Annotated in this window: 20 protein-coding genes; 4 read left to right on the forward strand and 16 right to left on the reverse strand. The window is 73.1% G+C overall.

What is annotated here, in order from left to right:
• Positions 1-110: 110 nt before the first annotated feature.
• From AB0M16_RS16670 to AB0M16_RS16695, 6 genes are all read right to left on the reverse strand, one after another.
• Entirely contained in the window at positions 111-527 is a 417-nt protein-coding gene (locus tag AB0M16_RS16670) for a hypothetical protein (protein ID WP_365343369.1), read from the reverse strand.
• A gap of 29 nt (positions 528-556) precedes the next feature.
• On the reverse strand, positions 557-1015 hold the full coding sequence (locus tag AB0M16_RS16675; RefSeq protein WP_365343371.1) for an SHOCT domain-containing protein: 459 nt from the start codon (positions 1013-1015) through the stop codon (positions 557-559).
• A 141-nt stretch (positions 1016-1156) separates the two neighbouring features.
• Positions 1157-1354, reverse strand: a complete 198-nt coding sequence (locus tag AB0M16_RS16680; RefSeq protein ID WP_365343373.1) for a hypothetical protein — start codon at positions 1352-1354, stop codon at positions 1157-1159.
• Between the two features lie 74 nt (positions 1355-1428).
• A complete protein-coding gene (locus AB0M16_RS16685; RefSeq protein WP_365343375.1) occupies positions 1429-3114 on the reverse strand; it encodes an MFS transporter in 1686 nt (561 codons plus the stop codon).
• A 124-nt stretch (positions 3115-3238) separates the two neighbouring features.
• A complete protein-coding gene (locus tag AB0M16_RS16690; RefSeq protein ID WP_365343377.1) occupies positions 3239-6076 on the reverse strand; it encodes a LuxR C-terminal-related transcriptional regulator in 2838 nt (945 codons plus the stop codon).
• Positions 6077-6734: 658 nt separating this feature from the next.
• Positions 6735-7079: a DUF5955 family protein gene (locus AB0M16_RS16695; RefSeq protein WP_365343379.1), complete on the reverse strand. Its 345-nt coding sequence runs from the start codon at positions 7077-7079 to the stop codon at positions 6735-6737.
• Between the two features lie 178 nt (positions 7080-7257).
• Here AB0M16_RS16695 and AB0M16_RS16700 point away from each other — a divergent pair, with 178 nt between their 5' ends.
• The 3 genes from AB0M16_RS16700 to AB0M16_RS16710 all read left to right on the forward strand — a co-directional run bounded on the left by AB0M16_RS16700 (position 7258) and on the right by AB0M16_RS16710 (position 11138).
• On the forward strand, positions 7258-7869 hold the full coding sequence (locus AB0M16_RS16700; protein WP_365343381.1) for a nucleotidyltransferase family protein: 612 nt from the start codon (positions 7258-7260) through the stop codon (positions 7867-7869).
• Between the two features lie 227 nt (positions 7870-8096).
• On the forward strand, positions 8097-9728 hold the full coding sequence (gene aceB / locus AB0M16_RS16705) for a malate synthase A (protein ID WP_365343383.1): 1632 nt from the start codon (positions 8097-8099) through the stop codon (positions 9726-9728).
• 261 nt (positions 9729-9989) lie between these two features.
• The gene (locus AB0M16_RS16710) at positions 9990-11138 is read left to right on the forward strand and encodes a GDSL-type esterase/lipase family protein (protein ID WP_365343385.1); all 1149 of its coding nucleotides are present in this window, start codon (positions 9990-9992) and stop codon (positions 11136-11138) included.
• On the opposite strand, the gene AB0M16_RS16715 is transcribed toward AB0M16_RS16710, so the two are convergent.
• Together AB0M16_RS16715 and AB0M16_RS16720 are read right to left on the reverse strand one after the other, a co-directional pair.
• A complete protein-coding gene (locus tag AB0M16_RS16715) occupies positions 11125-12957 on the reverse strand; it encodes a hypothetical protein (protein ID WP_365343387.1) in 1833 nt (610 codons plus the stop codon). The genes AB0M16_RS16710 and AB0M16_RS16715 overlap by 14 nt on opposite strands.
• A 51-nt stretch (positions 12958-13008) precedes the next feature.
• Positions 13009-13977 carry a fibronectin type III domain-containing protein gene (locus AB0M16_RS16720; protein ID WP_365343389.1) on the reverse strand — a complete coding sequence of 323 codons (969 nt, stop codon included), beginning with the start codon at positions 13975-13977 and terminating at the stop codon, positions 13009-13011.
• Between the two features lie 177 nt (positions 13978-14154).
• Between AB0M16_RS16720 and AB0M16_RS16725 the strand changes: the two genes are divergently transcribed.
• Positions 14155-14733 (forward strand): hypothetical protein, encoded by a 579-nt coding sequence (locus AB0M16_RS16725; RefSeq protein WP_365343391.1) that lies wholly within the window; start codon positions 14155-14157, stop codon positions 14731-14733.
• A gap of 7 nt (positions 14734-14740) precedes the next feature.
• Here the strand turns inward: AB0M16_RS16725 and AB0M16_RS16730 are convergent, their stop codons facing one another.
• The 8 genes from AB0M16_RS16730 to AB0M16_RS16765 all read right to left on the reverse strand — a co-directional run bounded on the left by AB0M16_RS16730 (position 14741) and on the right by AB0M16_RS16765 (position 22764).
• Positions 14741-15622 carry an aspartate/glutamate racemase family protein gene (locus AB0M16_RS16730; RefSeq protein WP_365343393.1) on the reverse strand — a complete coding sequence of 294 codons (882 nt, stop codon included), beginning with the start codon at positions 15620-15622 and terminating at the stop codon, positions 14741-14743.
• 65 nt (positions 15623-15687) lie between these two features.
• Positions 15688-17037 (reverse strand): nucleobase:cation symporter-2 family protein, encoded by a 1350-nt coding sequence (locus AB0M16_RS16735; RefSeq protein ID WP_365343628.1) that lies wholly within the window; start codon positions 17035-17037, stop codon positions 15688-15690.
• Positions 17038-17464: 427 nt separating this feature from the next.
• The gene (locus AB0M16_RS16740) at positions 17465-18856 is read right to left on the reverse strand and encodes an 8-oxoguanine deaminase (RefSeq protein WP_365343395.1); all 1392 of its coding nucleotides are present in this window, start codon (positions 18854-18856) and stop codon (positions 17465-17467) included.
• 75 nt (positions 18857-18931) lie between these two features.
• Positions 18932-20350: a nucleobase:cation symporter-2 family protein gene (locus AB0M16_RS16745; RefSeq protein ID WP_365343397.1), complete on the reverse strand. Its 1419-nt coding sequence runs from the start codon at positions 20348-20350 to the stop codon at positions 18932-18934.
• A 68-nt stretch (positions 20351-20418) separates the two neighbouring features.
• Positions 20419-21342: a factor-independent urate hydroxylase gene (gene pucL / locus AB0M16_RS16750; protein ID WP_365343399.1), complete on the reverse strand. Its 924-nt coding sequence runs from the start codon at positions 21340-21342 to the stop codon at positions 20419-20421.
• Positions 21343-21347: 5 nt separating this feature from the next.
• Positions 21348-21755 (reverse strand): hydroxyisourate hydrolase, encoded by a 408-nt coding sequence (uraH, locus tag AB0M16_RS16755; RefSeq protein WP_365343401.1) that lies wholly within the window; start codon positions 21753-21755, stop codon positions 21348-21350.
• The gene (uraD, locus tag AB0M16_RS16760; protein ID WP_365343403.1) at positions 21755-22270 is read right to left on the reverse strand and encodes a 2-oxo-4-hydroxy-4-carboxy-5-ureidoimidazoline decarboxylase; all 516 of its coding nucleotides are present in this window, start codon (positions 22268-22270) and stop codon (positions 21755-21757) included. Before uraD ends, uraH begins: the two co-directional genes overlap by 1 nt.
• 155 nt (positions 22271-22425) lie before the next feature.
• Positions 22426-22764, reverse strand: coding sequence for a helix-turn-helix domain-containing protein (locus AB0M16_RS16765; RefSeq protein ID WP_365343630.1), 339 nt, complete (start codon positions 22762-22764; stop codon positions 22426-22428).
• Between the last annotated feature and the right edge of the window lie 16 nt (positions 22765-22780).

Raw genomic sequence — 22780 nt, forward strand, 5'->3', positions numbered from 1 at the left:
GGGGCCGGGGCCGGGGCCGGGGCCGGGGCCGGGGCCGGGGCCGGGGCCGGGGCCGGGGCCGGGGCCGGGGCCGGGGCCGGGGCCGGGGCCGGGGCCGGGGCGATGTTCCTTCACGCCACGTCGGCCTTCCGGTGGACGCACAGGGCCCAGATGACGAATCCGGACATGGCGATCACGATGACGGACCACACCGGGTAGTACGGCAGTGAGAGGAAGTTGGCGATGATGACGAGCCCGGCGATGCCCACGCCGCAGATCCGTGCCCAGGTCGCCTCACGGAACAGTCCGAAGCTGATGAGCACGGCTACCGCGCCCAGGATGAGGTGTATCCAGCCCCACCCGGTCAGGTCCCACTGGAAGACGTAGTTGGGCGTGGTGAGGAACACCTCGTCCTCGGCGATCGCCATGATGCCGCGGAAGATGCCGAGCAGTCCCGCGAGGGCCAGCATGACGGCGGCGAAGGCGGTCAGTCCCTCGGCCCAGGCGGACCTGGTCGAGTGCGTCCCGGGGGTGTGTGTGGCGGTCATCTCGGTTTTCCTTTCCCTGTCCTCCCGCGTCACGGACGGGAGGCGGCTCCGGTGCCGGCGTCCGCGGACGGGCCGCCGTGGCTGAGGACGAGCTCCTTGGCCCGGCGGAACTCCTCGTCGGTGATGTCACCGCGCGCCCGGAGCTCGGAGAGCCTGGACAGTTCGTCGGCGCTGCTGGTCCGACCGCTCTCGCCCGCGGTCTCGCGGATGTAGGCGTCGAACTGCTCCTGCTGCTTGCGCGCGTGCGAGATCTCGCGGTGGCCCATGGACTTGCCCCGCGCGATGACGTAGATGAGCACGCCGAGGAAGGGCAGGATGATGACGAAGATCAGCCAGCCGGCCTTGCCCCAGCCGCCCAGGCTGTCGTCGCGGAAGATGTCGCCGATGATCCGGAAGAGCAGGATGAACCACAGGATCCACAGGAAGAACCACAGCATGGTCCAGAAGGCGCTCAGCAGCGGATAGTCGTAGGCGAGATAGGTGCCCATCTCTCTGCTCCGTTCCGGGTCGGGCCCGGTTGCCGTTCCGGGCTTCCTTCAGCGTGCGCGGCCCTCGTACGGGAAGGCCTCACCCGCCGCGGGTGAGCGTGGGCGCACAGGGTTGGGGGCGGTCACGGGCTCCGGGCACCGTCAGTCCGGTAGACGCCGCAGCTCCACCACGTGGAGCCCGAGCGACTGGAAGCGGGCCAGCAGTCCGTAGAGGTGCGCCTCGTCCACGACCGGGCCGTACAGCACCGTCTGGCCGGAGATCACCACGTGTTCCAGCTCAGGAAAGGCGCTGACCAGCGTCTCCGACATGTGCCCGTCGACGCGGATCTCGTACTGCATGCTGTGATGGTCCGCCGCGGGGACCCCCGTCGGCCTCACCCTGCGGGGGTGACCCAGCTGTCCGCCTCCGGGCATCACGGCCTCCTGGGGTGTCGGGCCCGCCGCTTCGGCGGTGCCGACGGCGGGACGGTCGGGTTCGGGGGGCCGGGGGGCGGGGTCGGGGTCGCCCCACCCGTGCCGACGGCCGTGCCCGGGCTCGCGGTGGGCAGGTGGCGCGTCACCAGGAAGCTCGCCAGCGTGATGCCGCCGGTCGCGAAGATGGCCGCCTTCAGGCCGTTGAGCTGGGCCGTGGCGTAGGACTCCGTGACGGCGTCCACCTCGCCCGGGGGCAGTCCGGCCTGCTCCGCCGCCGAGTGGACCTGGTCGGTGGAGACGAAGCTGACGCCCGATTCCAGGGCGATGCTCGTCTGCCGGCGGGCCTCTTCGGACAGGCGCGGATTCTGCTCGACCTGCGTGGTGAAGGCCTGGGTCAGAGCGCCGATCAGGATCGACCCGATCAGGGCCGTGCCCAGCGAGGATCCCAGGTTCTGGGCGGTGAACTGCAGCCCGCCGACCTCGCTGCGCTCCTGCTCCCCGGCGGTGGACTGGACGACGTTGCCGAGCTGCGAGGCGAGCAGTCCCATGCCCAGGCCGAGGAGCGCCATGGCCCCGAAGAACTGGGCGTCGTCGATCTCCGGCCGGATCGTGCCGAGCAGCCAGGCGATCGAGGCCGCCAGCACGACCAGAGCCGCCCGCACGACCCGGCGCGGTCCCACCCGGCGCCCGAGGCCGGCCCCGCCCAGGGAGGCGACGAGCATGGTGACGGACACCGGCAGCAGCCGCAGTCCCGTCTGGAAGGCGTCGAAGCCCTGCACCACCTGCAGGTACAGCGGAATGGTGAAGAACAGTCCCAGCAGGATGAGGTTCTGGCTCACGAGGGTCATCAGCCCGGACCTCAGCACGGGTCTGCGGAACAGGGCCAGGTGGACCAAGGGGTCCTCTCCGCGCGCCTCCCGGTGCCGCTCCCAGGCCTGGAAGGCGTAGAGGAGGCCCACTCCGGCCGCGACCACGAACAGGGTGGGTGCGAAGCCGAGCACCGTGAAGGGGGGGTCGCGCGGCGCCACCCATCCCCAGGTCGTGCTCTGCAGCACGCCGAGGACGCCGATGCCCAGGCCGGCGGCGGACAGGACGGCGCCGACGGGGTCCAGGGCGGGGCGCCGGCCCGTCCTGGGCTGTTCCGTGATCGCCCGCCGGAAGAGCAGTACCGCGAGGACCACCACGACCTCGCCGGCGAAGACCAGGCGCCAGGTGAGGTACGTCGTCACCCAGCCGCCCAGCAGCGGGCCCACCGCGATGCCCGCGCCGGCGAGGCCCCCGATGACGCCGTAGGCGACGGACCGGTCCCGTCCCCGGTACGACTCGGCGACGAGGGCCGCCATGGACGGCAGCACCAGGGCGGCGCCGAGCCCTTCGATGATCGACCAGCCGAGCGCCAGGACCCACAGGGTGGGCGACACGGCGGTCAGGGCCGATCCCGTGCCGTAGACGCACATGCCGATCAGGAAGACGCGGCGGCGCCCCAGGATGTCCCCGATCCGGCCACCGATGATCATGAAGGCGGCCATGACCAGGGCGTACAGGGTGATGACGGCCTGGATCGCGGTCACCTCGGTGTCGAAGTCCTCGACCAGCTGGCTGATGGAGACGTTCATGACGGCGGTGTCGAGCACCATCAGGAACTGGGCCGTTCCCAGGACGATCAGAGCACCCCATCGTCTCACCGTGACCACCTCACCGGGTCGTGCCGGGCAGCCGGGTCGCCGTCACGGCGCGGGCGAGGGCCCGCCGATGCCATCGCATCCGAATCGGGGGTCGGTCGCCTCACCCGTCGCGGGTGAGCGGGGGTCACAGCAGACCCAGGTCGCGGGCCCGGCGCACGGCGTCGTTGCGCCGGTGGACCGCCAGCTTCCGGTAGACGCTCTTGAGGTGGGTCTTCACGGTGTTGACCGACAGATAGAGGTCGGCGGCGATGTCCTCGGTCGACATCATCCGGGCGAGCAGCCGCAGCACCTCGCGCTCCCGTTCGCTGAGCGCCTCCACCAGGGGCCCGGCCCCGACGTCGGGACCCGTCGCGGGGCCGTGCGGTCCGGCGGCGGGGCCGTGCTGCGGCCCGGCGACGGGACCGTGCGGTCCGGCGGCGGGGGCGTGAGGCCCGCTCGCGGTGCCGCCGGGTGCGGTCGCGGCCCGGTGCGGCGCGGTCGCGGCGCCGTGCGGCCCGGCGGCGGCGTGCGGCCCGGTCGCGGGCACGAGCCAGCCGGCCGCCAGTGCCCGCAGGGGCGCCGCCGTGAGGAACGGGCCGATCCAGGACCCGGCCTCCAGGAAGGGACGCCGCAGCTCCTCGGGCCCGGCATCCCTGAGCGCCCGGTCGAGCAGCCTGTGCACGGCGGCGAGGTCGCCCGCCTGGCGGGCGGCGCGGGCCCGCAGCAACGCGGCGCGTACGGTCACGGCCGGGCCGACGCGCGGGTGGCCCGGGAGGTCCTCGAGCAGGAGGAGGGCCGCGTTCCGGTCGCCGGCCGCGAGGTGCGCCCGCGCCGCGGCGACGCGGCACATCGGCTGGTCCGCGGCCGCGTCCCGAAGGACCTCGGCGGCGGCCTCCGCGCGGCCTGCGGCCAGGTGGACGGCGGAGGCGACCAGGGCGGCCTGGCCCTGGGCCCACGGGGAGCCTTCGGCGGCGGTGATGTCCTGTTCCGCGGCGGCCAGGGCGGCGCGGGTGCGCCCCTGTGCCAGGAGCAGCCGGGTGGTGGCGAGCCGGCGGGCCGCGGCCGTCACCGGGTCCGGCGCCGGCGCGTCGGGCAGCCGGGCGAGCAGGGCCTCGGCACGGGCCATATCGTCCCGCTCGACCGCCACCGCGGCGAGAACCGGCGGTCCCAGTCCGGGGCCGGCCGGCGAGGGCAGGCCGAACCGCTCCGTCTCCGCCGTCGCCGCGTCGATCCTGCGCTGGGCCCTGCCCGGCCACCCGGTGAGGTAGTCGATGAGCGCGAGCTGTTCCAGGGAGTCCCTCCTCGGCAGTGCCGTGGACGGGTCGCCGGGTCCGCGGGTGACCTCGGCGAGGGCGGCCCGCGCCTCGTCGAGACGTCCGGCCCACAGCCGGGACGAGCCCAGGTGGGTACGGAGCAGGGCGACGAGCTCGGGGTGCGCGTCGAGCAGCGCGGGCGGCACCGACCCCAGCAGTTCCGAGGCGGCCCGGGCGGCCTCCTCCGCACGGTGCGGGGCCCCGGTGAGCCGGCCCGCCAACGCCTGCAGCAGCGCGCAGCCGAGCCGGGCCGCCGTGACGTCGCGATCGGTGTCCGAGGCCAGCCGCTCCTCGGCGTGGTGGAGGTGGGCCAGGCCCCGTTCGAGCTCGTGCCGGGACAGGTGGCGCGCGGCGCGCACGAGGTCCGTGGCCGGGCTCGGCGTCGACGTACCGATCGCCGCCTCCAGCGGTGTCTCCAGGCCGGCGACCAGCTCGGCCAGCTCGTCCGCACGAGGGCCCGCGAACAGCTGCCCGATGGCCAGCCCGTCGACCAGGGTCCCGGCGACGAAGGGCCAGTCCCCCGCGGCCGCGCCGTGGGCCAGCGTCTCCGGCAGTGCCCCGGAGTCGCGCAGCCATCGGGCGGCCCGCCGGTGCAGCTGGCGCTCCAGGCCGGGAGAGCGCCGGCGCAGGTGGGCCAGGAGGATCTCCCGGAACAGCGGATGGAGCCGGTACCAGCCCTGCCCGAAGTCCTCGACGAAGGCGTTGTCGCGCAGCAGTCCGGCCAGGATCGGCGCGGCGTCGTTCCGACCGGTCAGCTCGTCCGCGAGGTCGGGGCGGAACCGGTCCAGCACGCTGACCCGGAGCAGCAGGTCCTGGGTCCGGGGCGGCTGCCGTTCCAGCACCTCGGCGAGCAGGAAGTCGGCGATGGTGCTCCGGCCCGCCTCGAACTCCTTCAGGTAGATCTCCGGATCGGGGCTCAGCCGGGCGGCCAGCGCGCACAGCCGGAGGCCCGCCGCCCACCCCCGGGTGCGCTCGACCAGCGCCCCGGCCGCCGCGACCGACAGGTCGAGGCCGTGCCGCTCCAGGAGGGTGACCGCCTCCTCGGCGGTGAAGGCCAGCTCGGCGGCCCGGATCTCGGTGATCTCGTCGGTCACCCGGTAGCGGTGCAGGGGGAGGAGCGGCTCGGTGCGGGTGACCAGGACGAGGCGGAGTCCGGGGCCGCCGTGGCGCAGGACGAACTCCAGCTGCCGCGCGATCTCCGGTGCGGTCACCCGGTCGAACTCGTCGATCACCACGGTCACGGGCCGGTCGCGGGCGCCGAGCTCCGCGGCGAGCCGGGACAGCAGCGTGTGGTCGACCTGGCTCGCCCGGGCGGGTGAACCGATCGAGGAGGGCATCGGCGCCCCGGCGGCGCGCAGGGCCTGGAGGAAGTGGGCCCAGAACATGCCGGGGCCCTGGATCGCCGCGTCGAGGGTGAGCCAGGCGACCGGCTGCGGGAGGTGGGCGGCCCAGTCGGCGACGAGCAGGGTCTTGCCCGCACCGGCGCACCCTTCGACCACCGTCAGCGGGGTCCGCGGCGCCTGCCCGAGGTGCTCGGCCAGCCGCGCGCGCCGCAGGAACGTGGCGGGCAGCGCCGGCGGGGCGAAGCGGGTCCGCAGGAAGGGGTCTCCCAGCGGGTCGACGCCGGGGACGACGGGTCTTCGCGGGGGGTCACCGCGCAGTGCCGCCACGCTCGCCACCACCCTCCGATCGGATGCCGGGGCAGTCCCTCTCCCCTCAGCAGTTTCCCAGCAAGGTCGCCGTCCCGCTCAGGGACCGATGGACCCCTCCGGGGTACCGGCCGGTCCCTACGGCGGGTCCCGGACGGACCCCCGGGCCGGGGGCGATCCTGCTCGGGGATCTCCCCACACCCCCCTCCCGGGTATCTGAACGCGGGGCTTCGCGGGCGCCTCCCCCGACCCGCCCAGCCACGGGGGTGCCGGCTCAGGACGGGGTGCCGGCGCAGTTCTCCTGGTGTGCCGGCGCAGGTCTCGGGGTGCTGCCTCGGGGGCGGGGGCCGGCGCAGTTCTCGGGGGTGGCGGCTCGGCCGCGGGGTGCCGATTCGGCCGCGGGGGTGGCGGCTCGGCCGCGGGATGCCTGCTCAGGTCGCGGGGGGTGGCGGCTCGGCCGCAGGGGTACCTGCGCAGTTCTCGGGGGTGCGGGCTCGGCCGCGGGGCGCCGGCGCAGGTCTCGGGCGTGGCGGCTCGGCCGCGGGGTGCCAGGTCAGGTCTCGGCGTACCGGCTGAGGTCTCGGGAGTGCCGGCTCGGCCCTGGTGGGTGCCGGGACCGCGGGCCGAGGGCCGTCCGCCCGGCCCGCGGGGCCGCCCGCTCGGGCGGCGGCGTGCCGTCTCAGTCCTCGGGCTGCCCGTCCCGGTCGGGCTGCGCGGGCGTCGCAGGGCCGAAGAGCTCGACGGCCCGGCGGACGCCCGTGAGGCCCTCGGCGAGGGCGCTGACGGAGCCGAGGGCACCCGCGACGAGGAGCAGGGACCGGCGCAGCCGCCAGACTTCCGGGGCGCCGCTCGTCGCCATCGCGTCGAGCGCGGCGAGCTCGTCCTCGGCGATCCCCCGGTCGGCGAACTCCCGTCGGTGTCCGGCCAGTTCGCGCCTGAGCCGGGACACGGCGGCGCGCAGCTCGGCCACCCTCGGGTCCACGCCGTCAGCGGTCACTCGCCTCTGCCCCACGCCTCGCAACACGGCTCTCCCCCCAGGGGGCTCCCCGCCCCCTCCGCACGTCCTTGTGCCGACCCGTCGGGCGGCGGTCAGGCGTCCGGGGTCGCGGGTCAGTTAACTCCTTCGCGCGCCCGGCGCGCCAGCGGGCGGACGCGATTTCAGGCATCCGTGTGGCGCGGCCCTGATGCGGTATGCAGTCCCCATGACGCGTGAGACGGAAGAACCCCTCGTGGCGGGCCTGCTGCTGGCCGCGGGCGGCGGCCGGCGGCTCGGTGGACGCCCCAAGGCCCTGCTCGCCCACCGCGGCCGTCCGCTCGTCGAGCACGCGGTACGGGTGCTGCGCGAGGGCGGCTGCGAAGTGGTGCACGTGGTGCTCGGCGCGGCGGCCGAGCGGGTGCGGGCGGAGGCACGGCTGCCCGGCTGCGTCCTCGTGGACAACCCGGACTGGGCCGAGGGCATGGGCTCCTCGCTACGGGTCGGGCTCGCGTCCCTCAGAGCCGCCGCCCCGCCGGTGGACGCGGCCCTGGTGTCCCTGGTCGACCAGCCGGGGATCGGCCCGCAGGCGGTGGCCCGGGTGGGTGCGGCGTACCGCTCGCACGACACGCTCGCGGCCGCCTCGTACAGAGGGAGGCGCGGGCATCCGGTGCTGTTCGGTGCGGAGCGCTGGGCGGGGATCGCGGCGGAGGCGGTCGGCGACCGGGGCGCACGGGATTACCTGGAGGCGCATCGGGATGCGATCACGCTCGTGGACTGTTCGGATGTGGCCGAGCCCTACGACATCGACACCGAGGCGGACCTGGTGCACCTGGAGTGAAGGTGGTGGCACCCAGCGCCACGTTGTGTCGACCCAAAGAATCTCGACATCAACAAACCATTGAACTTCCACCATGAGGAAACTAGTATCCACTGTTCAGAAGCGCCTGAACTCCCGTGACGGCGCTCCCGGCCGTATCCCGGCGCCTGTGGCACGGCGTGCCACATGACGACGCCCGGCGGCCGGCAGGCACCGCCCGTGAAGTCCGCTGAAGGAAGTGACAGTTCATGTCCGCACCAGCGCCGTCCTCCCTGGTCGTCGTCGAAGCCGAGCCCCTGCCGCGCCAGGAGGAGGTGCTCACCGACGCGGCCCTCGCCTTCGTGGCGGAGCTGCACCGTCGGTTCACCCCGCGCCGGGACGAGCTGCTCGCCCGCCGCGCCGAGCGCCGCGCCGAGATCGCCCGTACGTCCACTCTGGACTTCCTCCCGGAGACCGCGGCGATCCGCGCCGACGACTCCTGGAAGGTCGCGCCCGCTCCGGCGGCGCTGAACGACCGGCGCGTGGAGATCACCGGCCCGACCGACCGCAAGATGACGATCAACGCGCTGAACTCGGGCGCGAAGGTCTGGCTGGCGGACTTCGAGGACGCCTCGGCGCCCACGTGGGAGAACGTGGTCCTCGGCCAGGTCAACCTGATCGACGCCTACACGCGGAACATCGACTTCACGGACCCGCGGTCGGGCAAGTCCTACGCCCTCAAGCCGGCCGACCAGCTCGCCACGGTGGTCATGCGCCCGCGCGGCTGGCACCTGGAGGAGCGTCACCTGACCGTCGACGGGCGCCCGGTCCCGGGCGCGCTGGTCGACTTCGGTCTCTACTTCTTCCACAACGCCCAGCGGCTGATCGACCTCGGCAAGGGCCCGTTCTTCTACCTGCCGAAGACCGAGTCGCACCTGGAGGCCCGCCTCTGGAACGAGATCTTCGTCTTCGCCCAGGACCACGTCGGCATCCCGCAGGGCACCGTCCGCGCCACGGTGCTCATCGAGACCATCACGGCCGCGTACGAGATGGAGGAGATCCTCTACGAACTCCGCGACCACGCCGCCGGGTTGAACGCCGGCCGCTGGGACTACCTGTTCTCCATCGTCAAGAACTTCCGTGACGGCGGCGCCAAGTTCGTCCTGCCGGACCGCAACGCGGTCACGATGACGGCCCCGTTCATGCGCGCGTACACCGAACTCCTCGTCCGCACCTGCCACAAGCGCGGCGCGCACGCGATCGGCGGCATGGCGGCCTTCATCCCGTCCCGCAAGGACGCCGAGGTCAACAAGGTCGCCTTCGAGAAGGTCAAGGCCGACAAGGACCGCGAGGCCGGCGACGGCTTCGACGGTTCCTGGGTCGCCCACCCCGACCTGGTGCCGATCGCGATGGCCTCCTTCGACGCGGTCCTCGGCGACAAGCCGAACCAGAAGGACCGGCTCCGCGAGGACGTGCACGTCGCCGGCCCCGAGCTGATCGACATCGCCTCCCTCGACGCCCAGCCGACCTACGAGGGCCTGCGCAACGCGGTCCAGGTCGGCATCCGCTACATCGAGGCGTGGCTGCGCGGCCTGGGCGCCGTCGCCATCTTCAACCTGATGGAGGACGCGGCCACGGCAGAGATCTCACGCTCGCAGATCTGGCAGTGGATCAACGCGGGCGTCGAGTTCGAGCACGACGGCGAGACCGTGCGCGCGACCCCCGAGCTCGCCCGCACGGTGGCCGCCGAGGAGCTGGCCGCCATCCGTGAGGAGATCGGCGACGCGGCCTTCGCGGCCGGAAAGTGGCAGCAGGCGCACGACCTCCTGCTGCACGTCTCCCTCGACGCCGATTACGCGGACTTCCTGACCCTCCCCGCGTACGACCAGCTGGTCGGCTGACCGCACAGCAGCCGCCCGGCCCGCAGACAGGCCCCGCCCCCGGTGTTCGCACAGCACCGGGGGCGGGGCCTTTTCGCTGTTTGCCGTAGTGCGTGACGGTTTTCGATCCATGGTGTTTCACAAGTCACGTGACGGAACCGCAATACGCCGCTACCTAGCGGTAACAAGCCGGGACGTGTCAGATTCCGCCATGCCACCGGCCGGCGGCTGTCCCCCACGTCGTTGCGTACCTCGCGTACCGCACCCCGCAGGAGCACAGCCATGTCTTCGTCTCCGCACCGCGCCCTGCGCGGACTGCTCGCCCTGTGCGTCGCCGCCGGAATCGTCTCCCTGGCCCCGTCCCCCGCCGCGGCCTCGGCCGGATCCGGCCCCACCGCCGCCGTCACCATGGGCGACAGCTACATCTCCGGCGAGGCCGGCCGCTGGCAGGGCAACAGCCTGACCACCAGCGGCAGCCGCAACGGCACCGACCGCGCCTGGACCGGCAGCGGTTACGACCCGAGCCGCGTCTACGGCACCTCCGAGGCCAACGGCTGCCACCGCTCCGACACCGCCGAGGTGAAGAGCGCGGGCGCCATCGCCTCCCAGCTGATCAACCTCGCCTGCTCCGGGGCCACGACGAAGAACGTGTTCCGCACCGCGAACGGCGGTGTCGCGTACAAGGGCGAGGCCCCGCAGGCCGACCAGCTCGCGGCGGTCGCCGCCGCGAACGACGTGAAGCTGATCGCGCTGTCGATCGGAGGCAACGACCTCGGCTTCGCCGACATCATCACCACCTGCGCGACCGACTACATCGTCTGGTACTCCTACTGCCACGACGACCAGCAGGCCGCGGTCGACGCGAAGATCGACGGGGCCATGGCCAACGTCGGCAAGGCGATCGACGAGATCAGAGCCGTGATGACCGGCGCCGGCTACACCACCTCCGACTACCGGATCGTCCTCCAGTCCTACCCCTCCCCCATCCCCCGCGCCGCCGACAACCGCTACGGCGAGAGCGGCTGGACCCGCACGAACACCGGCGGCTGCCCCTTCTGGAACCTGGACTCCGACTGGGCGCGCGACTCCCTCGTCCCGCAGATCGCGAACCGGCTGAAGGCCGTCGCGACGTCCAAGGGCGCGCAGTTCATGGATCTGCGCGACATGCTGCAGGGCCGCGAGGTGTGCGCGAAGGCCAGCAAGCAGGTCACGTCGACGGTGCCGGCCTCGGCGAGCACGAGCGAGTGGGCGCGGTGGATCGACCAGAACCAGACCCAGGGTCCGCTCCAGGAGAACATGCACCCCAACGCCTACGGGCAGGCCGCGCTCGGCCGCTGCCTCGCCCTCGTCAGCGACCGGCCGAGCGGCAACTTCAGCTGCCGCAACACGCCCGGCACGGGCGCCTCGGGGATGTACCTCACGGCAGGCTGATGCCGAGGGGGCCCAGGACCCGCGCGGTCTCGTGCGGGTCCGCCTCCGCCATCGCCCGGATCAGCGCCGCCGAACCGCCGGGCCAGCGCGCGGCCGCCGCGTCGAAGGCCGCTCGGCGGGCTTCCAGCGGCCCGCGCTTCCCCGGCAGCGCGTCGAGCACCCGCAGCGCGCGGGCGGCGGCCGGCACCAGCACCGGGTCCACCGGCTCCCCGCGGGCCCGCAGCGCCTCCTCCGCCCTCGCCCCGGTCGCCGGCCCGGCGAGGGCGCCTCGCAACGCGACGGCGGGAGCGGCGGTCCAGTCGACCAGGCCGAGCAGCGCGCGGGTGGCGGCGGCTTCGGAGGTGCCGGCGTTGACGGTGCCGAAGGCGTCGAGCAGCTCCGTCCACGCCTCGGCGCCGTCCCCGTGCGCACGCAGCCGGTCGACCAGGACACGGCTCGCGACGGCCGGCGGCCAGCCCGAGGCCGCGGCCACGAGGGTGGCGGCGTCCCATGCGGCCGCCTCGGCGGCGTCGGGTACCGCGACCCGGCGCACCGCGAGCAGATAGCGGACCACGGTGGCGCCGTGCGGGGTCAGCCCGAACGCGTCACCCCGCCGGAAGACGAGCCCGGTCGCGGCGAGCCGGTCGACGACCGCGGCGAGCTCGTGGGCCGGCTTGTCGAGCCGCGCCCGGTCGGTGTCGGTGACCCCGGGCGAGCCGAGGAGCCGGGCGAGTTCGCCGGCCGTCGGAGTGGTGTACGCGGCCGAGGCCGGCGGCGGCACGCGCACCGGCGCGTCCTCCAGGGCCGGGTCGACCGTCCAGTCCTCGAACTCGGCGGCCCTGCGGGCGACCGACTCGGCGGAGCAGCCGCGCTGGTAGAGGGTGTAGAGCAGGTGGGCGGCCTCGCCGCCGTAGGGACCTTCGCCGTCCTCCGTGAGGGCGTCGACGACGTCGGCGAGCGCGTCGGCGTCACGCTCCAGATCCCGGGTGCCGGCAGGGGACGGGGGACGGCCCGCCCCCTCGCCCGCGTCGCCCGCCCCGGTCTCCGGCGGGGGCAGGGGCACGGCGGGGTCGCCGTAGTAGTCGAGGTGTTCGTCGAGGAGGGCGTCGGCGAGGACGAGGTGGGGGAAGTCGTCCGGTCCGGGCGCGAGGTGGGCGTACTCCCCCGCCAGCCCCTCGGCGAGGCCCGCCGCGGTCCACCGGTCGAGGAGGGCGGCGGCGACGGCCCCGATGCCCTGGGCGACGTCGTGGTCGGCGAGGAGCGGCCCGGCGGCCGGCGGATGCTCGGCATCGCGTACGTACGCCCTGGTCAGGGCCTCGGCGAGGAGCACGTCGGCGACGGCGGTGCGCCCCATCAGGTCCGCCCGGCGCACTCCGTCGGGCACCGGCGGCCCGTCGAGACGGGACAGCCAGGCCCGTACGGCCTCGGGGTCGCCGGGATCGGTGCCGTCGGCCCGGAGCAGCTGGGCGTACCAGCGGGGCCAGGTGAGGTTGCCGGGGTCGGTCATGGCGCGCTCGAAGTCGCCGACGGACTCCCCGATCACCGCCTCGACCCGCTCGCGGCGCACGCCGTCGAACCGCTCGGCGAGGGCCCGCAGGACCGCCGGGTACAGGCTCAGCTCCTCGGGTGTCGCGCCCACGAAGGCGGGCAGGTCCTCCACGAGGAGCCGCTTGACGAGGGCGGGCGTCGGCTCCGGCACCCCTGCCCCCCGGTCCGCCCCGCGCAGCGCGAGCAGACTCAGCACGGCGTCCGCGACCCTGAACGCTCCCGGGCCCCGGAACTCGGGACTCGCCGCCAGGAACGCGTCGAGCCCGGTGTTGGTGAGGACGATCTCGGCCACGCTTCCCAGCGTAGTTCGGGGCGGGGCCGGACGCGGGGTCAGCGGGGCGCGTCAGACCGTCACCACGGTGCAGGGCGCGGAGAAGTCGCCCCAGGTGCCGTCGGGGAGCCTGGCGCGCAGGGTGAGGGCGTAGCGGACGCCGGGCGTGGCGGGGACCGCGAGGGTGTAGGTGACCGGTCCCGGCGGGGGTTCGGCCCCCCAGACGACCGTGGTGGCGAAGCGGCCGTTCAGGTGGAGCTGGTGCTCCTTGACGGGGGTGCCGGTGCGGGGCGGGGTCCAGGTGAGGGTGATGGCGCCCTCGGTCGCCCTGGCGGTGAGGCCGGTGGGGGCGGTGTCGGGGCGGGCGCCGGGCGCGGCGGGGGTGGTGAGGTCGGCGGGGGCGCTGTCCGGGGAGGAGTTCTCGGCGGCGTCGCGGGCCCGGACGGTGAAGGTGTAGGCGGTGCCGGGGCGCAGGTGGGTGAGGCGGGCGGTGGTGTCGGTGCCGGGGACGGTGTGGATGCGGGCGCCGGCCTGGTAGACGTCGTAGGCGGTGACCCGGGTGTCGTCGCGGGCGGGCCGCCAGGCGAGGACGGCCGCGGCGCGGCCGGCGAGGGTGGCGCGCAGGGCGGTGGGGCGGGTCGGGGGCGTGCGGTCCTCGACGGTGGAGGCGGGGGTGGTGGCCGTGACGGCCAGGCTGTCCGGCGAGACGTTTCCGGCGGCGTCGCGGGCCCGGACGGTGAAGGTGTGGGGGGTGGCGGGCGCGAGTCCGGTGACGTCGGTCATGAGGGTGCCGGCAGGGAGGTCCTTCACCTTCCGGCCCTGGCGGTAGACCGCGTAGCCGGTGACGCCGCGGTCGTCGGCGGCGGCGCTCCACATGACGTGTACGGTGCTCGCGCTTCCGGCGGTGGCGGTGACGCCGGCGGGCGCGGTGGGGGCCCGGGTGTCCCGGGCGGCCTCGGCGGTGCCGGAGCAGGCGGTGAGGGCGGCGGTGAGGGCGAGCGCGGCGAGGGGCAACCGGGGTGCGGTGAGGGGGCGTTGCATGGGGGGTGCCTCCGTCCCGTAAAGGTCTGGACCTATATGCCACGGTGGGAGGGGCGGGGGCAAGAGGGCGACCGGAAGAGCCGTCACGAGAGCCACGGAAGAAGGGCGCGGGGTGCGTTGTCAGTGGCGTGCGCTTCACTGAAACCATCACTCTCCGTAACGGAATCAGGGGGAACTGTGACGGACCGTACGACGTATGTGACGGTGGCAGGGCTGCGCGGGCGCGGCTGGAGCGACGCGATGATCGGCGAGCTGCTCGGCCAGGCCGATGTCCAGGGGCGCGACCCGAGGCGGTGGACGCTCGCCCCGGTCCGGCTCTATCTCCTCGCGCGGGTCGAGGCGGTCGAGCGGACCCCGGAGTTCCTGGGCTCCGCGGCCGTCGCGGGGCGCGGCTCCGCCGCCGGCGGCGTGGGCGCCGAACGTCGGCGCCGGGCGGTCCTCGCCGCGATCCGCGCCGAGCCCCTCGAGGTGCCCCGGCTGCCCGCCGCCGAGCTGGAACGGCGGGCGGTCCGTCACCGGCACCTGCTGGGGGCTCGGAGCCCCGGCGGCATCGCCGCCGGGGCGATGGTCCGCTGGCAGGTGGGTTACCTCCGCCACGCCCTCTCCCGCTACGACACGCTCCTCGACGGCCTGTACGGCGACACCGGCCGCGCCGAGGCCGAGCGCCTGCTGCGCCGGCGCGTGTACGAGGCGATCGCGACGGCCTATCCGCACCTGGCGCACGAGTGCAGGCGCCGGATGGAGGTGGAGCGGTGAGGGTGCGTCAGCAGGGCGCGGCGAGCGACCGGGCGATCCGGCGGCACGCGGCCGGGATCGGGGCGACGACCGGGACGGCGAGTCGGCGCCGGAGCGTCTCGGCGGCCTCGCCCAGCGGGCCGCCGCCGATGACGACCGCCTCCGCCCCGTCCTGTTCGACGCAGGCGCGGACCGCGGTCTCGAGCGCCGCGAGCAGCACCTCCGGGCGCTCGGCGACCCGTTCGGGGGCGCCGGCGGTGAAGCGCGCCCCGGTGTACCGGGCGCCGAGGCCGAGGCGTTCGACGTGCGCGGCGATCGAGTCGGCCAGGCGCGGTGTGGTCGTGGCGATGCCGAAGCGCCGGCCGCCCGCGGCCGCCTCGGCCATGGCCGCCTCGCCGATACCGACCAACGGCACGGGCACGGGTCCGAGTCCGAGTCCGAGTCCGAGTCCGAGCAAGGGTGCGGGTGCGGGCCCGAGTGCGGGTGCGGGTCCGGGTCCGGGTCCGGGCACGGGTCCGGGTCCGGGCACGGGTCCGGGTCCGGGTGCGGGCACGGGTGCGGGCACGGGTCCGAGTGCGGCCACGGACACCGGGACGACCGGGCTGGGCGGTCCGGGGGCCGTCGGGTCGTCGGGCCCTGCCCCCGGCCGCTCCCGCAGCTCCGGCACCCCCGGGTCGCCGAAGGCGGCGACGATCACGGCCGCGCAGTCGCCCGCGGTCACGGCCTCGTGCACGGCCGCCACGACGTGCGGGACGGCGGCGCGCAGGGCCGTCGGGTCGGTCAGCATCGACGGGCCCTCGGGGACCGTCACGCCGCGGACGCGCAGGCCGGTGCCCGCGAGGGCGCGGCGGGCGAGGGCGGTCATCATGCGGGTCGTCGCCGTGGAGGTGTTGGGGTTGATCAGGACCACGGCCGCCGCCCCGGGCCCCGCGGCGTGCGCGGGTACCGGGGCGGGCGGGGGCGGAGGGACGCGGCTCAGTGGACGTGCGCCGCCTTCGCCGCGGCGGTCTCGGAGATCTCCTCGCCCGGTTCCATCGGAGCGGTCACGGTGTCGTCGTCACCGCGCCTGCCCAGGTGGTTGAAGAGCACGTTGAGGACGACCGCGGCGACGCAGCCGGTCGAGATGCCCGAGTCCAGGATGATCTTCGCCGTCTCGGGGAAGGCGTGGTAGAACTCCGGCTTGGTGATCGGGATGATGCCGACCGCGAGCGAGACGGCCACGATCAGCACGTTGTTGTCCTTCTCCAGACCGGCCTTGACCAGGGTCTGGATGCCGCTCGCGGCGACCGAGCCGAAGAGGACGACGCCCGCACCACCGAGCACCGGCCGCGGCACGACCGAGATCAGCGAGGCGGCCACCGGCGACAGGCCCATCAGGACCAGGAAGCCGCCGCCGCAGGCGACCACGAAGCGGCTGCGGATGCGGGTCATCGCGACCAGGCCGATGTTCTGGGCGAAGGCGCTGCACATGAAGCCGTTGAACAGCGGGCTGAGCGCGGAGCCGAGGGTGTCGGCGCGCAGGCCGGCCGCGATGGTCTTCTCGTCGGCGGGCCGCTCGACGATCTCGCCGAGCGCCAGCATGTCCGCGGTGGACTCGGTCATGGAGACCAGCATGACCACGCACATGGAGATGATCGCGGCGAGCGCGAACTGGGGGGCACCGAAGTGGAAGGGGGTCGGGAAGCCGACGATGTCGGCTTCCGTGACCGGGCTGAAGTCGGTCACGCCGAACGGGATCGCGATGACCGTGCCGACCACCAGGCCGACCAGGACGGCGACCTGCTTGAGGAAGCCGCGGGTGAAGCGGCGCAGCAGCAGAACGATGAGCAGCGTGATGCCGGCGAGCGACAGATAGGTCGTCGAACCGTAGTCGTCGGCCTGCGGGTTGGGTCCTTGCGCCCAGCCGAAGGCGACCGGGAGCAGGGAGACGCCGATGAGCGTGATCACCGAACCCGTCACGACGGGCGGGAAGAAGCGCACCAGGCGGGAGAACCAGGGGGCGGCGATGAAGCCGAGGAGTCCGGCGACGATGATCGCGCCGAAGATCACGGGAAGGGCGTCGGCCTTGTCCTTCGTCGTGTCGACGATCGCGAGCATCGGGGCGACGCCGGCGAAGGTGACACCGTTGACGAACGGCAGCTTGGCACCGATCTTCCAGACGCCGAGGGTCTGGAGGAAGGTCGCGAGACCGGCGGTGAAGAGGCTGGCGCCCGTGAGGAACGTCAGTTCGGTGCCGGAGAGGCCCACGGCCGCTCCGACGATCAGGGGCGGGGCGACGACCCCGGCGTACATGGCGGCCACGTGCTGCAGACCGCTGGTGATCATCTTGGCTGGGGGCAGGGTCTCGTCGACCGGATGCTTGGCTCCGGCGTCGTCGGGGGCGGCGCCGTCGGGGGCGGTGCCTGCGTCTTGTGCATTGCGAACCTGGGGCTTGGCGGCCACGGCGGTTCCTCCGGTCGGTGACACGTCGGCGGTGACGGTGGTTTCAGGGAGGTGGTGCGATGCGGTGCTGGGTGCAGGAGGTGCGGCTCGTTGCGGGGGTGGTGCGTGCGGTGCTGCGGTGCGCCGGCGGAGGGGGTGCGGCGCGGGGACGGTGTGCCTGGTGGGGGACGCGGACACGGGTTCACCGTCCCGGGGGGTGCCGTACGACTTCTGCGTACGCGCACCCCCCGGCCCGGCTGCCGTGGACCCCGCTCGGGTCCACGGCGACCGACCGAGGGCCGTCCCCCTCGGTCGGACTCCATGGGGAGGGTCAGGCCCGGGCCGCGATACGGGCCAGGCGCTGCGCCTCCGTGCGCGCGTCGCGCGCGATCTGCTCCTCGTCGGCGGTGAGCAGACGGTCGTTCTCGACGATCTGCCTGCCGTTGACGAAGGAAGCGGTGACCGGCGCCGCGGCGCCGAGGACGATGGCGGTGACCGGGTCGGCGATCGACGAGTGGCCGAGGCCGTCGACCTTCCAGAGCACGAAGTCGGCGAGCTTGCCCGGCTCCAGGGAGCCGATGCTGTCGGCGCGGCCGAGGACCTGCGCACCGCCGAAGGTGCCGAGGCGCAGGGCCTGGCGGGCGTTGAGCGCGGCCTCGCGGTGGGCGCCGAGGCGGTTGATCAGCAGCGCGTTCCGCAGCTCGGTGTGGAGCTCGCCCGACTCGTTGGACGCGGTGCCGTCGACGCCGAGGCCGACCGGCACGCCCGCCTTGAGCATGTCGGGTACGCGGGCGATGCCGGCGGCCAGACGCGCGTTGGACGAAGGACAGTGGGCCACACCGGTCCTGGTGCGGGCGAAGGCCGCGATGTCGGAGTCGTTCATGTGGACGCAGTGCGCCATCCACACGTCCTCGCCGAGGAAGCCGGTGGACTCGAAGTAGTCCGTCGGGCCCATGCCGAACAGCTCGTGGCAGAACTTCTCCTCCTCCACGGTCTCCGAGCCGTGGGTGTGCATCCGCACACCGAGCCTGCGACCGAGGGCGGCACCCTCGCGCAGCAGTTCGGTGGAGATGGAGAACGGGGAGCAGGGAGCGACGGCGACCTGGGTCATCGCGTCGAAGGAGGCGTCGTGGTGCCTCTTCACCGTCTCCTCGGTCGCGGCGAGGGCGCCCTCGGTGGTCTCGACGGCGAAGTCCGGCGGCAGACCGCCGTCCTTCTCGCTACGGTCCATCGAGCCGCGGGCGAGGGTGAAGCGGACGCCCATGTCGGCGGCGGCGCCGATGATGGCGCCGGACAGGTCGCCGGAGCCCTGCGGAAAGACGTAGTGGTGGTCCATGGCGGTGGTGACACCGCCGCGGGCCATCATGGCCAGCGAACCCTGGGCGGCGACGCGCACCATCTGCTCGTCGATGCGGGCCCAGGTCGGGTAGAGCGCGACCAACCAGTCGAAGAGGTTGTGGTCGGTCGCGAGGCCGCGGGTGATCCACTGGTAGAAGTGGTGGTGCGTGTTGACCAGACCCGGCGTGACGAGGTGGCCGCTGGCGTCGATCCGCCGGACCACGTTCTCCAGCCCCTCGGGGGCGTTGCCGGCACCGAGGGACTCGATCCGGTTGTCGGCGACGACGAGATGGCCGGTGGCGTACTCGGTGTCGTTCGCGTCGACGGTCGCGATCGCCGCGTTCTCGACGACGATGCGTTGTGGTGCTGCCGCAGGCGCTGCCATGGCGGTACTTCCTTCATTCCGGGAGGGTGGGAATCCCCCCACAGGGGTGTCGTGGGGGGAGGGCACGGCAGGACCCTAGGAAGATTTGAGTGCCGGAGCCGTGTGCCCGCTCCGGGTGCCGAGATGGTGGAAGAAGAGGTTCAGCAGGACGGCGACGAGCGCGCCCGCGCTGATGCCGGAGCCGAGCACCGTCTGTGCCCAGGCAGGGAAACCGGCGTAGAAGGTGGGAGCGGCGAGCGGGATGATGCCCGCCCCGAGCGCGACGGCCACCAGGATGATGTTGGAGCTGTCGTCGAGACCCGCTTCCGAGAGGGTGCGGATGCCGCTGACGGCGATCGAGCCGAAGAGGACGATGCCCGCGCCGCCGAGGACCGGCATCGGTACGAGGGAGACCACCGCGCCGAGGACCGGGAAGGCCCCGAGGACGAGGAGCGCGCCGCCGGCGACGGCGACCACGTACCGGCTGCGCACCCGGGTCAGCGAGACCACGCCGACGTTCTGGGCGAAGGCCGAGGTGGGGAAGCCGCCGAAGACCGGGCCGAGCAGGGTGGCGATGCCGTCGGTGCGCAGCCCGCGCGTGATGGTCCTCCCGTCGCTGCGCCGCTCGCAGATCTCGCCGAGGGCCAGCATGCCGGCGCTGGACTCCGTCATGAGGACGAGCATCACGATGCACAGCGAGAGGATCGCGGCGGGCTGGAACTCGGGGGCGCCGAAGGCGAAGGGCGCGGGCAGCGCGGCGACCGGCGCCTCCTTCAGGGCGGTGAAGTCCGCCATGCCGAAGGGGATCGCGGCGAGCGTGCCGACGAAGAGACCGAGCAGCAGGGCGATCTGCTTGACGAAGCCCTTGCCGAAGCGCTGGAAGAGCAGGATGACGACCAGCGTGAAGGCGGCGAGCGCCAGGTACTTCATGGCGCCGAAGTCGGCGGCGTTCTTGTCACCGCCCTGCGCCCAGCCCACCGGTACGGGCATCAGGGTGACGCCGATCAGGGTGATCACGACGCCGGTGACGAGCGGCGGGAAGAAGCGCAGCAGCCGCCCGAAGAAGGGGCCGACGGCGAGGCAGAAGACGCCGGCGACCATCACCGCGCCGTAGATGGCGGGGAGTTGGTGCCCCTTGGCGCTGGTCTCGGCGATCGCGAGCATCGGGGCGATGCCGGCGGAGGAGGCGGCGTTGACGAAGGGCAGCCGGTTTCCGGCGAAGCGGCCGAGACCGAGGGTCTGCAGGATTGTCGCGCAGCCGGCGATGAGCAGGCTGGCGGCGATGAGCCGGGTCATTCCGGCGGCGTCCAGGCCGACGGCCTGGCCGATGATGAGCGGAGGGGTGACGACGCCCGCGTACATGGCGGCGATGTGCTGGAGTGCCGCGGGGACGAGCCGCGAGGCGGGGAGCTTCTCGTCCACGGGGTGGCACTCGGCAGCTGCCGGGGCGGGGGTGGACGGCGGGGTGGAACACGGGCCTTCGGCTGTCGCCGGCCCCTTTGCGGGCTGTGCCATGGAACTTCCCTCCGGTCGTGGGCCCCCGCCCGACTGCGGGACGGGCGGGGGCGACCACTCGGTGCCGCTTAGAGGTTGGTCATGTCGACCGGGATCTGCGCCGTGGCGCCGTCCCGCAGGATGGTGGCCTCGATCAGGCCGTACATGCGGTCGGCGGCGTAGTAGACCTCGTTGTCGTTCTTCAGGCCGAAGGGCTCGAGGTCGACGAGGAAGTGGTGCTTGTTCGGGAGCGAGAAGCGGACCTCGTCGATCTCCGAACGGTGGTTGATGATCCGCGTGGCCATCTGGTACAGCGTCTGCTGCAGCGAGTACGAGTACGTCTCCGCGAAGGCCTCGAGCATGTGCTTCTTGGTCTGCTCGTAGGAGCGCTCCCAGTTCGGCATCCGCTGCTCGTCGTCGCTCCAGCTGAAGCGCCACTGACCCGATACCTGGGTGGCGAGGATCCGGTCGTACGCCTCCTGGAGGGTGGTGTACTTGTCCTTGATGTAGCCCCAGAACTCCGAGTTGGTGGAGTTCATGACGACGAGGTCCTTGAGGCCGGAGATGACCTCGAACTTCTCACCGTCGAAGGTGATCTGGGTGGTGCGGGTCTCCTGGCCCTTGCGGACGAAGGAGTGGTTGACCTCGTCCGAGCCGATGAACTTGGAGTTGGCGTCGGAGCTGGCGATCCGCTCCCAGGAGTACTCCTCGATCCGGATCCGGGCCTTCTTGATCGGCTCCTGGCTCGTCACGAAGTGACGGGCGAGGTGGATGCCGAACTGCTCGGCGGACTCGATGCCGTACTCCTTGGCGAACGCGAAGACGGTGTTCTTCGTCGTGTCGGTGGGGAGGCAGTGGGCGTTGGAACCGGTGAGGTGGACGTCGTCGAGGTCACCGGAGAGGGCGACGGAGACGTTCAGGTCCTTGATGTGGTGCGTTCCGCCGTCGCGCGTGATCTTGACGACGCGGTTCTCTGCTTTGCCGTACTGGTTCTGGCCGAGAATCGTGGGCATGTCTGCTAGCTCCCTCGGTAAACGGAGTAGCCGAACGGGTTGAGCAGCAGCGGCACGTGGTAGTGCTCGCCCGGCACGACGGCGAACGTGATCGCCACCTCCGGGAAGAACGCTCCGGTCGTACCACTGTCCCGATTCGCGGGGGCGTCCTGCTGCGCCTCGGCTTGCTTGTTCTGCTTGCTCAGGAAATACGCCTCGGTCTGGAAGTCGAGACGTACGTGGGTCGTGCCCTCCGGCAGGGCCGGGAGGTCCTTGCATCGCCCGTCCGCGTCGGTGGCGGAGCCGCCCAGGGCGACCCACTCCGCGGCGGAGCCGGCGCGGGCCGCGAGCGTGATGGCCACGCCCTCGGCCGGACGGCCGATGCTGGTGTCCAGGATGTGGGTGGACACCGAGGCGGTGGTGTCGGTGCTCATCAGTTCTCTTCCTCGGTCTCGACGAGACGGGTCAGACGGATGCGGTTGATCTTGCCCAGTTCGGTGCGGACGATCTCCCGCTCCTGCTCGGGCGAGTTCTCGATCCGCGCGCGGATCGCGTCGCGCATCTGCTCGCCGGTCTTGCCGGTGGCGCAGATGAGGAAGACATGACCGAACTTGTCCTGGTAGGCCAGGTTGAGTTCGAGCATCTCGGCCTTGAGCTCCGCGGAGGCGCCGGCCATCCCGCTCTGCTCGCGGGAGGACGTCGGGTCCCCTGCCTTCGGACGACCGATCGGCGGGTGGCCCGCCATCGCGTCGGCCAGGTCCTCGGCGGTCAGCTCGGCCATGGCGGCGTCACTGGCGAGGAAGAGGGCGTCGGCGGTGGCAAACGGGCGCTGGGCGAGCAGCTTGCTCCCCCACGCCGAGCTGGAGCACACCTCGTGGAGCGCGGCGACGGCGTCGCCCTCCGCCGAGGTGTTGAACCGGGTCAGACCCGGTGTCGTACCTGAAGTCACGGGAAGCCTCCGTGGCTGTTTTTCGCTGTGCGTCGGACGGGCTGCGGATAGCTAACGCCCTCCGCAACACCACGTCAACACTTTGTTGAAAACTCGGCCATACAAAAGCCGTCGTCCCGACATCTGGACGACGGCTTGTGGTCAGGCATGATCAACTACGCGTTCTTGGGGGCCTTTTCCCTGTTCAGGGCGGTCTCCCTGTTCAGGTAGTTGTACACGGTGAAGCGGCTGACCCCCAGCGCGCCGGCCACCGTCTCCACCCCGTGGCGCACCGAGAAGGCACCGCGTGCCTCCAGGATCCGTACGACCTCCTGCTTGCTCTTGCGGTCGAGCTCCGAGAGCGGCATCCCGTGCCGCCGTTCCATCGCGGCCAGAATGTGATCCAGCGATTCGGACAGCTGCGGCAGCCGCACGGCGAGCACGTCCTCACCCTCCCAGGCCAGGACCACGTCGTCGGCCCCGGCCTGCTCGGGGACCAGCAGCTCGGCGCCCATGGCGTCGACCAGCGGC

It is taken from the genome of Streptomyces sp. NPDC051921 (assembly GCF_040680975.1).
Classification (GTDB): domain Bacteria; phylum Actinomycetota; class Actinomycetes; order Streptomycetales; family Streptomycetaceae; genus Streptomyces.